The sequence below is a fragment of the Sinorhizobium meliloti genome, from assembly GCF_017876815.1.
GTDB classification, from domain to species: domain Bacteria; phylum Pseudomonadota; class Alphaproteobacteria; order Rhizobiales; family Rhizobiaceae; genus Sinorhizobium; species Sinorhizobium meliloti.
On the sequence record NZ_JAGIOS010000003.1, the window covers coordinates 1,517,670 to 1,532,151 of the forward strand.

A 14,482-nucleotide genomic window follows, 5' to 3' on the forward strand; every position below is an offset into this window, starting at 1 on the left:
TTTCGCGACTTGCAGGAGAAAGATATTGCCGAGGGACTTTGCCAACAATCCGTGCTAATCCGCATGAAGTTATCGATACGGAACATCAATAGGAGCCTAGCTGGTCATGCTGCGGGAGGATGTGAAGGATCTGTTGTGGTTCATCGAGGTGGCGAGGGAGCAGAGCTTCACCAAGGCCGCGGCCACGCTCGGCACCTCCCAGTCGACCCTCAGCCATACGATCAAGCAGTTGGAGGCGCGGCTGGGCGTCCGCCTGCTGACGCGGACGACCCGCAGCGTGGCAACAACGGAGGCTGGCGAACGCCTGCTACAGTCGCTTGCTCCAAGATTCGAGGGGATCGAGGCAGATCTTGCAGATCTGGTGGCTTTCCGGGAGAAGCCGTCAGGCACTGTGCGCCTGACGCTATCAGATCATGCTCTCCAGACAACGGTCTGGCCTAAGCTCAGCCGCATCCTGGCCGATAATCCCGACGTCAAGGTCGAGCTCTACAGCGACAACGGGATGCGCAACATCGTTGAGGAGCGTTTCGACGCCGGCGTCCGGCTCGGCGAGAGCGTCGACAAGGACATGATCGCCGTGCGTATCGGCCCCGATTGGCGGCTGCGCGCCGTAGCCTCCCCGGAATATCTCGCCAGGCACGGGATCCCCGAGACCCCGCAGGACCTCGTCAGCCATGTCTGCATCAACACGCGCCAAGCCACTTGGGGCGGATTCTATGCCTGGGAGTTCGAGAAGGACGGGAGGGAGCTTCGGGTCCGGGTCGAGGGGCAGCTCAGCTTCAATTCCTCGATCTCCCAGATCGACGCCGCCGCCAAAGGATACGGGATCGCCTACATTCCGGAGGACCTCGTGGAAGAACACATCCAGGTGGGAGCGCTGCAGGCTGTCCTCGACGATTGGAGTGAGCCGTTCGCGGGATACCATCTCTATTATCCCAGCCGACGCCAGATGTCCCCCGCGATGGCACTGATCGTCGATGCTCTGAGACATCGGAGCTGAACACGCGCCGCTTGCTTGTGTGAGCCTTCCACGGCAGAAGCCCTATCTGCCGCTCCGGCTAGTTCGTCTCGGAGATCAGGTGTAGGCTAGAAGCCGTCCGGCGAAGATGATGCCCGTCCATGCGGTCAATGATATTGCTGCCCCGAGGCGGGCGGCGACGGGAGGCACCGCAACATCCGTCCAGTTATCCACGCTCCGGTAGATGCCGCCGTGGAAGACAGCTACATTGACGCCGGCAAGAACTAGCAGACCGAACTTCCATGGTGCGGCTCCGGCGCTGGCGATCACAGTCGCCTGCGCACTCATCAGTGCGACGCCAGTTGTAGCGGCGATGGCCAGGCCCGCGTGGGAGACCGGGAGCAGATAGCGCGCCGTTGTGGTGACGGAAACGGTACGGTGTCCCAAACCCAGAAGGCGGAAGTCGAAGGTGAAAGCGGGACCGACCAGAAGAGCGATCCCAATGATGTGGATGGCCTCAAGCACGGGATAGAGGTAACGGGCATTCCGTACCACATCGCCGAGGGCCGAACTCTGCAACATCATCAGCAGAGAGCTGAGCAGATCAAGCATATCCGTTCACGTCCATTCCGAGGGTGATGGCGCAGGTGAAAGGATCTTCCCACGCCTGCTGAGATGACGGCGAGCAGGATCGCCTCACGCCGTCTGTAGCGGCCGAAGCCTACTTCGGAAGGGGGGCTCGTACCGGAAGCGTGTTGCCCAGCACTTGGTTCACCGGCACATTGTCATCGCCGTACCAGAACACGACCGGACGAAACAGGCCGTCGTTCGTCCGATTGATGTAGCCGACGGCCCGGAAGCGCTCGCCGATCTTCAGCGCACGGCCCAGGCCCCACCTGCCCGACCACGCAGGAGGAGCAATGATGATTTCCAGCTCCTTATGGGGACCTTTATATGAGCGAGCAGCATCGACTCGGCTGCTATCCTCAGGATCTTGCAACTCCTCCGGAATCCTCAGATCAGGAGTGTCGGCAGGCATGCTGCTGTCCAGTGTGACGTCGAACTGGGAGTGCGGGTTCCCCCAGACGCCGTCCGAAGAAACCGTTCCCGAGATATAAATGAGGCGATCGGTCTCGAAGCCAGGCCATCCATGATGCGCGGCAGCAGGAGACACCGGACCCAGAACGGCTCCAAGCGCGATCAAGCCGGCAATCCCTGACGTGGTTAGCTGCCGTAGTCCCCTAATGACACTAGGCGTATTAAAGATCATGCTTTTCATCTGGCGCTCCTTCCTTGCTGCACGCGTCATCGCGCTGCGCGGCATCGGATGCGAAAGGAGATATCACTGCGTGGCGCGCCCGATTAGCTGCCGTAGATCGCATGTGCTTATTGGAACGGGACATAAATGGGCGCGAACACATGCGAGGTGTAATCGGCGTCGGGCGACCTTAGCTGTCACCCGCCCTTTGCTTCCACTCTGAAACATCGTGAGCAACGGCCCTCGGAGGCAGTATCGCCCTTTAACAATGCCGGACCGGTTGAGAGAAAGTCGATCAGCACCGAATGCTCCTGTCGGGCGGGCGCGATAATGGCGTCTATGACCGACATGGGGCGCAAACCCGCCGTCCCTGCGTAACGAATTGATTGTCCGCTTCGGATTACCAAATCGTGTCCGAAGCCAAAGTGCACAGTGATTGAAGGGATCCGTTCTTCACGAGCGCGTTGGACGGCTGGTTGCTAGGATGTTCACGTTCTGGGCCCAACGAGACCGCATAATGTATCAGGCCCTTATCAACCAAAGACAGCGACTGCTGATTTGACGATGATCCCACCATCCGGACTTCTGCAGTTGACGGCCGGTCGCGGCGCGAAAGATTTGCAGCAATTGCAGCGCCGGCGGCACTCGCGACCACAGGGTTTCATGCGTTCCCTGCCATTTCGGGTTTTCCGAACTGCCTGGCCCGTCACAATGCGCTGTGACCAGCGGAAACCGATCTCGTGGAAATACAGGTCGGCGTGCTGCGGGCTGATATGATGAAAGACACCGGCAATTGTGCGGCGGACGCGGGCATTGAAACCTTCGACCGAATTGACATGAACGGCGTCACGAACGTATTCGCGGCTGGAGTGCTTCACGGTGTCATGCCTGGCATAGTTCTCGCCAAGGGCCATGAACGCTGTCGCCTCATCGCTCATCAAATAGGCGTCGGGGTCGATCTGCGCTTCGGCCGCGCGCGCCGCTGCACGGAGCGAAAGACCAGTCACCACCGCAGCACGCGCGTCACCGGCCGGAGTGCCGGGCGTGACGTCATCTGGCCGTTGAACGATCACCATGACAGGCGTCTTCTGCGTATTCGGCAGACCTTTTCGGCCTCGTCCAGGCGGTGGATCGTTCGGATTTATTCTTGCTCGCCCACCGAGGTAAAAATGGTCGATCTCCACCGTGCCATCGAGCATGTGCTCGCGCGCCGCCATGAGGCGCAGCGCGTGTCCCATCCGCCAGGCCGTCGGTTGGCTTACCCCCAGAGCCTCGGCCAGACGCACCGAGGACAAACCTTTATCCGACTGCAGCATCAGCCACATGCCCTTCAGCCAGACACTCAAAGGAAGCTTTGTGGAATGCAGCGGCGTGTGTGTCGTCACCGTAAACTGGAACCGGCAATCGCTGCTGGAGCATTGATAGAGACCGGGACGCGCACGCCGCATGCCCATATCGCGCCCGGCGATCGCGATCGAGCGTTTGTAACCACAGGCAGGGCAAACTCTCCCACCCGGCCACACCATGCTTTCCAGCAACCGCCGACACTGCTCCTCATCGCGAAACGCCACGACCATATCTTCCGCGGTCCGAATGTTGGTAAGCGCTGCAAGCATCTCCGACATTCTCATCTCCTTCGGATCATGCCCGAAGAATCGCACGATAGCCCTTGAGCATCAAGCTTTTTGCTGTCTTTGGTTGATAAAGGCCATGTATCAATGGGAACACAGCGTCGGCCTTGGCCGGGGTCCCTACGCCCGCCTGTTGCTTACCATTGGGAGAACGCTGTCACCAGCCTAACCCGACGTCGCGCGAAGGCCCTCTAGCTCGCAAGTTGCAAAAGAGCAGTGCGCGACGGGGCACACGAATGAAACTGATCGTTCCCGCGTTCGCATGGCGCCAGCCCATTACGTACCCTCGTCGACATCCTTCACATGTGTCAGGAGACCCTGGCCGCCGCGCTCGATATCCTCACGGATGGCATCACGCGCGCCTTCTCCGTCGCCGGCCTGTAGCGCCGCGATTACGCGTAAGTGTGGGTGCGGCTCCCAGTCCGGCAGTCCGGCGTCGTAGAGATGCGACAGGATCGGCCCGCAGCGCACCCAAAGCCCTTCGACGATATCGTAGACGATCGGCATGCGTCCGAGGCGGCACAGGCCCAGGTGGAACTCGGTATTGAGGTCGACCGCCTTTTCGAACTGTTGCGAAAGATGGCACTGTGAGATCTGCCGATGGATAGCCTCCAGCCCGTCGATTTCCTGCTTGGACGCAAATCTGGCCGCGGCCGCGGCCGCGCGCCCCTCCAGATCGGTCCGAACCGCGCGGATCTCGAGCAACTGGTCAAGCGTGAGGGTGGGGACAACCACGGTTCCGCGTGCGTCGAGGGTCAACGCCTTCTCGCTCACGAGCCGCAGCAGCGCCTCGCGCATCGGCGTCGCGCTGATCCCGAATCGTGCCGACATCGGCCGTAGGCGCAGGAGCGCGCCCGGTCGCAACTGCCCGCGCATCAGCGCTTGGCGCAGGTCGGAATAGGCGCGATCGCTGAGGTTCTCCTTGACGATCGGCTGCACCCAGTCGGCCTCTTCCAGGGTCTTCGCACTATTTTCTTGCAGGCTTCTTGACACGCGTCACCTTCTTCGCGGATAGTGTTATAACAAATTACATATATCACAAACTTCGGCTTGTGCGAGCGGAAATCGTACACAGGGACGGGCGAGGAGGCCAGTCGCCGGAGCAAAAGCGGAGGACAAGCATGATCGCGCTGCGCAAAACCGTGGCCGCGTTCGGCGCCGAACTCGTATCGCTCGGCGTTGCGCAGGCGCCCGGCTATGGCGAACTGGCCATCGAGGTAGCGGCCGCCGGCATCTGCGGCAGCGATATCCATGCCTATGAGTGGACAGCTGGGTACGAGTTCATGACCGCAGTCATGCCGGTCACGATCGGACACGAGTTCTCCGGCGTGGTGCAATCCGTCGGGGAGGGGGTAAGCGGCTTTCGAGCCGGCGATCGCGTCACCTGCTGGCCGACAAAGACCTGCGGCAAATGTCATGCCTGCAGCGCCGGGCGGCCGCAGGACTGCGGCCACCGCAGCATCATAGGTCTTCACTGCGACGGCGGCTTTGCGGAGAGAGTCACGGTGCCGGCTTCCAACTGCCGCCGCATTCCTGACGGGCTGGATCTCGAGATTGCCGCCCTGACCGAGCCGCTGTCGATTGCTGTCAACGCCCTCGATGTCGCCGAGGTGGCGCCCGGCGACTGTACCGTCGTGCTCGGGCCGGGACCGATCGGCCTCGGTGTTGCCTGGGTTGCCGCCAATCGCGGTGCCGATGTCCTGCTGGCCGGCTTCAACGACGCGGTTCGCCTCTCCCTCGCCCGTGAGATGGGCATTCCTCACATCGCCGATCTCGCCGAAACCAGTCTTGCCGACGCTGTGACCGAGGCCTTCGGTCAGCCGGCCGATCGAGTGATCGAAGCCACGGGTGTCGCGCAATCTGTCGCCGACGGTCTTATGGTGTTGCGCTCCAGCGGCATTCTGGTTGCCGCCGGCATCCACTCGTCGCCGCTCCAGCTCGACCTCACCCGCTTCGTTCGCGAGAAGAAGCAGTTACGTGCGGCCCATGACACGACATCGAAGGCGCTCGAGGAGGCGATCCGACTGCTTGCAGAGAATGCCGAGACGCTCTCGTGTCTCATCACCCATCGGCGCCCGCTTTCCCAAGCCGTCGAAGCCTTCGAACTCGCCCGCAGCCGACAGGCGGTGAAAGTGCTACTGCTGCCGGGTGCTTTGCCCAGCCAGTTCAACGGAGAAGAGGCATGAGCGCCACCACCCGTGCCGTAATCGCATCCAGGCCCGGCGGCCCCGAGGTTCTCCAGATCGTGGAGCGACTCCGCCCCGTTCCGGGTGAAGGCGAGATGCTCGTGCGCGTCAGCGCCGCCGGCATCAACCGACCGGACGTGATGCAGCGTCAGGGCAACTATCCTCCGCCGCCCGGTGCCTCCGACATACTCGGGCTGGAACTCGCGGGTGTGGTCGAGAGCCTGGGGTCCGGAGTACGCCGCTTCAAACCCGGCAACCGGGTGATGGCTCTGGTCCATAGCGGCGCTTATGCCGAGTGGGCGGTCGTGCAGGAGGCCTCCGCGCTGCCGGTGCCCGACGGCATGTCCTTGGTGGAGGCCGGCGCCTTTCCCGAAACCTATTTCACGGTGTGGAGCAATGTCTTCGAGCGGGCGGGCCTAAAGCCGGGCGAGACGCTGCTTATCCATGGTGGCACGTCAGGCATCGGCACCACGGCACTGATGCTCGCGAAGGCCATCGGCGCCAAGGTAATTGTCACCGCCGGATCGCCCGAGAAATGCGAGGCATGCCTGAAACTCGCGCCGATGGCGCGATCGATTACCGCCGCCAGGACTTCGTGGCCGTTTCGAAGGAGCTTACAGGCGGTCGCGGTCCCGATGTCATCCTCGACATGGTCGGCGGCGACTATATCGCCCGCAACCTCGAAGCCGTCGCCGTCGACGGCCGCATCGCCCAGATCGCATTCCAGAAGGGCTCGAAGGCGGAGGTCGATTTCCTGCCGCTCCTGATGAAGCGGATCACACTAACCGGTTCGACGCTGCGCGCCCGTCCGCTAGCCATGAAGGCGAAGCTGGCTGCGTCGCTCCAGGAGCACGTGCTGCCGGTTCTCGCGCGCGGCGAGGCACGGCCGCTGATCGACTCCACCTATCCCTTTGAACAGGTCGCCGATGCCCATGCCCGCATGGATAGCGGCAGCCATACCGGCAAGATCGTTCTCGTTATGGACACGCAGGCATAGGCCTGCCCTCCGAAAGGCCAGGAAAGGAAATTAGCATGAACGTTATGAGCAGGTCACAGGCGACATCGGCCGCCGATAACATGACCGGCGCCCATCTGCTCGCCGCAGCCCTTCAGCGCCACGGCGTGAAGGAGATCTTCGGTCAGAGCATTCCCTCCGCCCTGTTCCTGGCCGCGCCCGATTACGGCATCCGCCAGATCGGCTACCGCACCGAAAATGCCGGCGCCGCCATGGCGGACGCGTTTGCGCGAGTCTCCGGCAAGGTCTCTGTCGTCACCGCCCAGAACGGGCCTGCAGCGACCCTGCTGGTGCCCGGCCTTGCCGAGGCGCTGAAGGCATCGACACCGGTCGTCGCGATCGTACAGGACGTGTCCCGCCGTTTTATCGACAAGAACGCATTCCAGGAGCTCGACCATTTTGCGCTGTTTTCGGGTGTCGCGAAATGGGTCCGCCGCGTGGCCGATCCGGCCCGCATCGACGACTATGTCGACATGGCCTTCACCGCTGCCGCAACCGGCCGCGCAGGCCCCGCGGTTCTCCTCGTCCCGCTCGACGTCCTGGACGAGCGTCCGGAGATCGATCCCGCACAACCGCGCCGCAGCGCGAACCTTGGAACGTTCCCGCTCGACCGCACCGCTGCTGATCCGGCCCGGATCGCAGAGGCCGCTTGTCTTATCGCAAAGGCCAAAGCCCCGATCGTGATCGCCGGCGGCGGCGTGCATGCCTCGCAGGCATCCGCGGAGCTCTCTGCATTGCAGGCGCTCGGCCTGCCGGTCGCCACCACCGTCATGGGCAAGGGCTCGGTCGACGAGACCCATCCGCTCTCGCTCGGTGTCGTCGGCTATTTCATGGCCCCGCGCGGCCGCACCTCGCATCTGCGCAGTCTCGTGACCGACGCCGACGTCGTGCTTCTCATTGGCAACCGCACCAACCAGAACGGAACCGACAGCTGGTCGCTCTACCCGAAGGGCGCAACCTATATCCATCTCGACGTGGACGGCGGCGAGATCGGCCGCAACTACGAGGCACTGCGTCTTGCGGGCGATGCCAAGCTCACGCTCGCGGCGCTGAAGCAAGCGCTAGACAAAGAGGACCTGTCGGCACTTTCCACTCGCCGTAAGGCGCTCGAGGAGAAGATCGCCGAGGGCTTGGCCGCTCATCGCGAAGACATGAAGAGACTCGTCGACATGGACGCAGCGCCCCTGCGCCCGGAGCGCCTGATGGCGGACCTCGACAGCGTGCTGACGCCGGAAAGCATCGTCGTCGCCGATGCCAGCTATTCGTCGATCTGGATCGCCAACTTCCTGACCGCCCGCAAGGCCGGCCAGCGCTTCATCACGCCGCGCGGCATCGCCGGCCTCGGCTGGGGCCTTCCCTATGCGCTCGGCGCCAAGGCGGCGCGTCCGGACGCGCCGGTCGTCTGCCTCACCGGCGACGGCGGCTTCGGTCATGTCTGGTCGGAGATGGAGACGGCGCGCCGCATGAAGCTGCCGGTCGTCGTCATTGTGTTGAACAACCAGATCCTCGGCTACCAGAAACATGCCGAGCTCAGCCTGTTCGGCAATTTCACCGATGTCTGCGACTTCGAGGCGGTCGACCATGCGGCCATCGCACGGGCCATTGGCTGCAACGGCGTTCGCGTCGACCGGCCGGAAGACTTTCTGCCGGCCCTGAAGGAAGCACTGTCTCGCGACGAACTCACCGTCATCGACGTCATCACCGACGAGCGGGCGCATCCGCCGATCACCAGCTTTCAGGGGAAGGATGCCCTGAACTACTGAGACCTTGAGACCATCGTAACCAACGGCATTTCCGGGAGGAGAACATGAAACTGTCGTATCTTCTGAAGACCACCGTCGCAGCCATCGTGCTGTCGGCAACCGCTGCGCATGCCGATGTGAAGTTCGGGGCGCTTTATCCCTTCAGTGGCCAGCTCGCGCTTCTCGGGGAGGAGAGCGCACGCGGCCTGGAGATCGCGGTTGACGAGATCAATGCAGCCGGCGGCATCCAGGGCGAAAAGGTCGTCCTGGTTCGCGGTGACGCGGTCGACAACAATCAGGCGATCGGCGAAGCCCGCCGCCTGATCTCGCTCGAGCAGGTGGCGGCGATATTCGGCACCTATTCGTCGGCGCGATCTATCGCAGCAAGCCAGGTTGCCGAGCTTTCCGGCATTCCTTATTTCGAACTCGGTGCGGTCGCCGACGAGGTGACTGGCCGCGGCCTCAAGTACCTGTTCCGCACCAACCCTTACGCCGCCGACATGGGCAAGATGATCGTCGACATGGTCGCGGACAAGATCGCACCTGGCATCAGCAAGAAGCCGGAAGAGCTGAAGATCGGCATCATCTACGAAGACTCGAGCTACGGCACCTCCGTCTCGACACACCAGGCCAACTACGCCAAGGAGAGGGGCTTGAACGTTGCTGTTTCCTCCGGCTATCCGGCGGCGACCGTCGACATGTCCTCGTTGGTGCTGGAGCTGAAGCAAGCCGGCGTCGACGTGGTGCTGCAGACTTCCTACCAGAACGACTCCGTCCTGTTCCTGCAGCAGGCCAACGAGGCAGGCTACAAGCCTGCGGCCGTCATCGGTGGCGGTGGCGGCTATTCTATGCAGCCGACTGCCGATGCTGTGGGCCATGATGTGATTGACGGCGTTCTCGACGTGGACTTCACCCAATACCTCGTCAACACCAAGGCGACGCCTGGCCTTGACGCCTTCGTCGAGGCCTATAAGGCGAAGTATGGCAGCGCCCCGCGCTCCGGTCACTCGTTGAACAACTATGTCGGCGCCAAGGCCTTGCTCGAAGCGATCGACAAGGCGAAGGGCTTCGAGCCTGACACTATCGTCGAGGCGGTCAAGGCCATGGACATTCCGGACGGCGCGACCGCGGCCGGATACGGCATCAAGTTCGGCGAGAACAACCAGAACGAACGCGCCTCTATGATGGGTATGCAGTGGCAGGGTGGCAAACTCGTCACCGTCTATCCCGACGCGGCCGCGACGGCGCCGATCCAATTCGCCGACTGAGGCGACCTCCCGAGCGGAAGGCGCATCATGCCGGTTGCGCCTTCCGCCGCAGTTCTCCTTGGGTAGCACGCTGCGTTTCGGGTCATCGTGGCCCCGATCGCCGTGCCCAACAGACAGTGAGGCGTTGATGGATACGTTTCTACAAGTGCTTGCCAGCGGCCTGATGCTCGGCGCCCTCTTCGCCATCGTCAGTATCGGCCTCACTCTGATCTTCGGGATCGTCAAGGTCGTGAATTTCGCGCATGGCGAGTTCCTGATGATCGGGATGTACCTTGTCTACCTGATCACGGCCAAGCTCGGTCTCCATCCGCTCGTAACCGTCGTGGCGGTCGCGCCGCTCTTGTTCCTGGTGGGCGTCGCCACGCAGCGCTTCATCATCCAGCCGCTGATGAGTGCGCGCGACGACCATATCCAGATCTTCGCCACCGTGGGTCTCTCCACGGCATTGATCAATCTGGCGCTCCTGATCTTCGGCGCCGATATCGCCAACACGCCTCCGGGTGGCCTGCGCATGCCCATTCAGATCGGGCCCGTCCGCGTGCTGCTCGGGCAGATGATCATTCTGCTCGCTTCTGCGGCGCTCGTGGTCGGACTGCGGATGTTCCTGCAGCGGACGCAGACCGGCCGAGCCATTCGCGCGGTAGCGCAGAACCGCGCCGCCGCCCAGCTCATGGGTATCAATGTCAACCGCATCTACATGCTGACCTTCGGCATCGGCGCCGCTTGCGTAGGCTTCGCTGCCGCCATGGTCGCGCCCCTCTATCCGACGTCCCCGACCATCGGCACCTACTTCGTGCTGACCGCCTTCGTGGTTGTGGTGCTCGGTGGCCTCGGTTCGATCGGCGGCGCCTTTGCCGGTGCGATGATTATTGGCCTGATCGACAGCTTTGCTGGCTTCTACATCGGATCCGATCTGCGTGAGGTCGCCGTCTTCGGCGTGTTCCTGCTGATCCTGATCCTCAAGCCATCGGGTCTCTTCAGCGAGCGCCTCAACCTCTCGCACGTATCGCCATGAGGAAAGCCATGACAGATACCACGCTCGACAACACCGTACCCGCCGCGCGCACGAGTCCGTTTCCGCTGAAGAAGGCTGCGGCGCTGGGCGCGCTCTTGCTGGCGCTGCTGGCGGCTCCGATTGCCATCGGCGACCAGTTCATCTCGCACATCTTCATCACCATCTTCATCTTCGCCGGTCTTTCGACCGCCTGGAACATCGTCGGGGGCTATGCCGGACAGCTCTCGCTCGGTCACGCCATCTTCTATGGCATTGGCGCCTATGCCGGCGTGATGCTGATGAACATGGGCATTTCCCCTTGGCTCGGCATGTTTGCCGGTGCGGCGGTGTCCGTCGTCGTCGCCGTTGCGATCAGTTATCCCTGCTTCCGCCTGCGCGGCCCGTTCTTCTCGCTCGCGACGATCGCATTCCTCGAGGTATTCCGGGTGCTCGCGCTGCACCTTCGCGAGTTCACGGGCGGCGCGACGGGCCTGATGATCCCGCTGAAATTCGGCTGGGAATGGATGGTTTTCCGCGACCGTACACCGGCGCTTCTCATCGCCTTCGGCTTGCTGGTCGTGGCGCTGGCCGTCGCCTGGTGGATCCGTTCGCACCGCCTGGGTTTCTACCTGGTCGCCACACGCGAGCGCCAGAGCGCCGCCCAAGCCGCCGGCGTGAACACGGTCAAGGTGCGCCTGATCGCGGTCTCGGCCTCGGCCGCGCTCACCGCTTTCATCGGCACGTTCCACGCCATGTATCTCACTTTCATCGAACCGGCGGCGATGTTCTCGTTGACCATGTCGATACAGATCGCGATGTTCGCGCTCATCGGAGGTCTCGGTACCGTCATCGGACCGCTCGTCGGCGCCTTATTCCTCGTGCCGCTCTCCGAACTCGCCCGTGGCTGGCTCGGCGCCCAGGCGCTCGGCCTGCACGGCTTCGTTTACGGCGTCGTGCTGGTTCTTGTCGTGCTCTTCATGCCGAACGGTCTGATGGGCATCCTCTCACGCTACCTTGGCAACGCGACACCGCAGCGCGGAACTCAGTCAGCTTCGGTTGCCGCTACCCCACGCGCCGCCGAGCGTCCGCCGATCGGCAACGACATCCTGATTGCGGACCATCTGGACAAGCACTTCGCCGGCCTGCACGTCACCAACGACGTCAGCTTCTCGCTGAAGGAAGGCGAGATCCTCGGCCTGATCGGCCCGAACGGCGCCGGCAAGACCACCGTGTTCAACATGCTTTCCGGCTTTCTCAAACCCGACAGCGGCTCGGTCAAAGTTCGGACGGAGGACGGCTCCTGGCAGGCGCCGCTGACGCCGGGGGATTTCGCCGCGATCGGCGTCGGCCGGACTTTCCAGATCGTCCAGCCCTTCGCGGCGATGACGGTCGAGGAAAACATCATGGTCGGCGCCTTCCACCGCTACCGCGACGTCAATGACGCCCGCGAGGCGGCGCGCGAGACGGCCTTCCGCATGGGTCTCGGTCCCTGGCTCCACGCCGAAGCAAGAGGTCTTACGATCGGCGGGCTGAAGCGGCTGGAAGTCGCCCGCGTCATGGCCATGAAGCCGCGGATCCTGCTCCTGGACGAGGTCATGGCCGGCATCAATCAGACCGACGTCCGCCGTGCCATCGACCTCATGCTCTCCATTCGTGACAGCGGTGTCTCGATCATCGCCATCGAACACGTGATGCAAGCGGTGATGTCGCTGTCGGATCGTGTGGTGGTGCTGAACTCCGGCCAGATCATCGCAGAGGGCAAGCCCCAGAATGTCGTGCGCGATCCGCATGTGATCGAAGCCTATCTCGGAAAGGAATTCACCCATGCTCAGGCTTGAAGGCATTCACGCCGGATACGGCGCGACAACCATCTTGCACGGCATCTCGCTCAACGTTCAGGCGGGCGAGGTCGTAACCATTGTCGGAGCCAACGGCGCCGGCAAGACGACGACGCTGCGCACCGTCGCCGGCCTGATCAAGCCAACCGCCGGCCGTATCACCTTCGAGGGGCGGGATATCACCAGACTTCCCGCGCATGAGGTCGTCGATCTCGGTATCACGCTCATCCCGGAAGGCAGGCAACTCTTTGCGGATATGACCGTGCATGAAAACCTCCTGATGGGCGCCTATCGCGCGGAGGCGCGTGCGAAGCAAAAGGATACACTCGACCAGGTGCTATCGCTCTTTCCCCGTGTACGGGAACGGCTGAGCCAGAGTGCCGGCTCACTGTCGGGAGGCGAGCAGCAGATGGTGGCGATCGCAAGGGGCATGATGGCCCGCCCGAGACTCCTGATGTTCGACGAGCCCTCGTTGGGTCTCGCGCCGATCATTGTGCAACAGGTGTTCGACGTCATTGACACGATCGTCAGGACGGGTGCCACGGTCCTGATCGTCGAGCAGAACGTCTTCCATACGCTCAAGGCCGCCGACCGCGGCTATGTCCTCGAAAACGGCGAGATTGTTCTCTCCGACAGCTCTGATGCGCTGCTTACGAACGATCACGTCCGTCAAGCCTATTTGGGAATTTGATGATGCCTGCAAGAGAAGACAACCCTCGCTCCATCTCCTACCGTCCGAGCCACGCCGGCCGCCGCGTGCTCGTCACCGGTGCCGGTCGCGGCATCGGACGGGCGATCGCGCTCGGCTTTGCTGCCCGCGGCGCGACCGTCGGCGTCGCCGACATGAACGCGGACGACATCGCCGAAACCGTGGCGCTCATCAAGGCCGATGGTCACGGCGAGGGTCTGCCGCTTCTTCTCGACGTTGCAGACTATGACGCGGTCGAAGCAGGGCTTGCCGATGCGGCGAGGGCCATAGGCGAAGCCTTCGACACCGTCGTCAACAATGCCGGCATTTCGCCGAAGCACGATGGGGTTGCGCACAAGGTCTGGGAGATGGATCCCGCGGAATGGAGCCGCGTGGTTGCCGTCAACCTCTCCGGCCCGTTCAATACGATCCGCGCGCTCACGCCATCGATGCGCAGGGCCGAACGCGGCTGGATCGTCAATATGTCGTCGGTGGCGGGCAAGACCTATTCGCCGATCGTTGCCTGCCACTATGCGGCGACGAAATCGGCGCTTATCGGCTTCACCAAGCATCTTGCGGCGGAACTCGGCCCCTATGGCATCCGCGTCAACGCGCTGGCGCCGGGCCGCATCGAGACCCCGATGGTGCGCGGCGTCGCGCGCGAGATCAACGAGGAGCAGGTGAAGCTGACGCCAATGGGCAGGCTCGGCCAGCCGGAGGAGGTGGCGGATACCGCCGTTTATCTAACCTCGGCCGAATCAAGCTTCGTCACCGGCCAAACGATCGACGTCGCCGGCGGTCTTTATATGACGTGAGGGCAGGCTCCGCGCCCACCGCAACAGACGAGATCAAAGATGTCGTTACAGAACGTATTCGCCGCACAATGGCGTTCGGCGTCCAATGC

General features: G+C 62.8%; 11 protein-coding genes and 2 pseudogenes. 9 read left to right on the plus strand and 4 right to left on the minus strand.

What is annotated here, in order from left to right; all coding sequences use genetic code 11:
- The first annotated feature begins 106 nt into the window (after positions 1-106).
- On the plus strand, positions 107-1,000 hold the full coding sequence (locus JOH52_RS33865) for a LysR family transcriptional regulator (protein WP_014531215.1): 894 nt from the start codon (positions 107-109) through the stop codon (positions 998-1,000).
- A gap of 75 nt (positions 1,001-1,075) precedes the next feature.
- On the opposite strand, the gene JOH52_RS33870 is transcribed toward JOH52_RS33865, so the two are convergent.
- From JOH52_RS33870 to JOH52_RS33885, 4 genes and pseudogenes are all read right to left on the minus strand, one after another.
- On the minus strand, positions 1,076-1,570 hold the full coding sequence (locus JOH52_RS33870; protein WP_014531216.1) for a hypothetical protein: 495 nt from the start codon (positions 1,568-1,570) through the stop codon (positions 1,076-1,078).
- Positions 1,571-1,679: 109 nt separating this feature from the next.
- The gene (locus JOH52_RS33875) at positions 1,680-2,237 is read right to left on the minus strand and encodes a hypothetical protein (RefSeq protein WP_014531217.1); all 558 of its coding nucleotides are present in this window, start codon (positions 2,235-2,237) and stop codon (positions 1,680-1,682) included.
- A gap of 512 nt (positions 2,238-2,749) precedes the next feature.
- Positions 2,750-3,841 (minus strand): annotated as a pseudogene (locus JOH52_RS33880) (IS1595 family transposase).
- Between the two features lie 282 nt (positions 3,842-4,123).
- On the minus strand, positions 4,124-4,840 hold the full coding sequence (locus tag JOH52_RS33885; protein ID WP_014531219.1) for a GntR family transcriptional regulator: 717 nt from the start codon (positions 4,838-4,840) through the stop codon (positions 4,124-4,126).
- A 128-nt stretch (positions 4,841-4,968) separates the two neighbouring features.
- On the opposite strand from JOH52_RS33885, the gene JOH52_RS33890 reads away from it, so the two are divergent.
- The 8 genes and pseudogenes from JOH52_RS33890 to fabG all read left to right on the plus strand — a co-directional run bounded on the left by JOH52_RS33890 (position 4,969) and on the right by fabG (position 14,393).
- Entirely contained in the window at positions 4,969-6,033 is a 1,065-nt protein-coding gene (locus JOH52_RS33890) for a zinc-dependent alcohol dehydrogenase (protein WP_014531220.1), read from the plus strand.
- Positions 6,030-7,030, plus strand: a pseudogene (locus JOH52_RS33895) (NAD(P)H-quinone oxidoreductase). The gene JOH52_RS33890 and the pseudogene JOH52_RS33895 overlap by 4 nt, the downstream one beginning before the upstream one ends.
- A gap of 35 nt (positions 7,031-7,065) precedes the next feature.
- A complete protein-coding gene (locus JOH52_RS33900; RefSeq protein ID WP_014531222.1) occupies positions 7,066-8,811 on the plus strand; it encodes an acetolactate synthase catalytic subunit in 1,746 nt (581 codons plus the stop codon).
- A 44-nt stretch (positions 8,812-8,855) separates the two neighbouring features.
- Complete coding sequence (locus JOH52_RS33905; RefSeq protein WP_014531223.1) at positions 8,856-10,058, plus strand: ABC transporter substrate-binding protein; 1,203 nt, start codon at positions 8,856-8,858, stop codon at positions 10,056-10,058.
- A 127-nt stretch (positions 10,059-10,185) separates the two neighbouring features.
- Entirely contained in the window at positions 10,186-11,073 is an 888-nt protein-coding gene (locus JOH52_RS33910; protein ID WP_014531224.1) for a branched-chain amino acid ABC transporter permease, read from the plus strand.
- Complete coding sequence (locus JOH52_RS33915; protein ID WP_373865760.1) at positions 11,070-12,890, plus strand: branched-chain amino acid ABC transporter ATP-binding protein/permease; 1,821 nt, start codon at positions 11,070-11,072, stop codon at positions 12,888-12,890. Before JOH52_RS33910 ends, JOH52_RS33915 begins: the two co-directional genes overlap by 4 nt.
- Positions 12,877-13,581 carry an ABC transporter ATP-binding protein gene (locus tag JOH52_RS33920; RefSeq protein ID WP_014531226.1) on the plus strand — a complete coding sequence of 235 codons (705 nt, stop codon included), beginning with the start codon at positions 12,877-12,879 and terminating at the stop codon, positions 13,579-13,581. The genes JOH52_RS33915 and JOH52_RS33920 overlap by 14 nt, the downstream gene beginning before the upstream one ends.
- A 2-nt stretch (positions 13,582-13,583) precedes the next feature.
- Positions 13,584-14,393 carry a 3-oxoacyl-ACP reductase FabG gene (gene fabG, locus JOH52_RS33925; RefSeq protein ID WP_014989715.1) on the plus strand — a complete coding sequence of 270 codons (810 nt, stop codon included), beginning with the start codon at positions 13,584-13,586 and terminating at the stop codon, positions 14,391-14,393.
- The last annotated feature ends 89 nt before the right edge of the window (positions 14,394-14,482 follow it).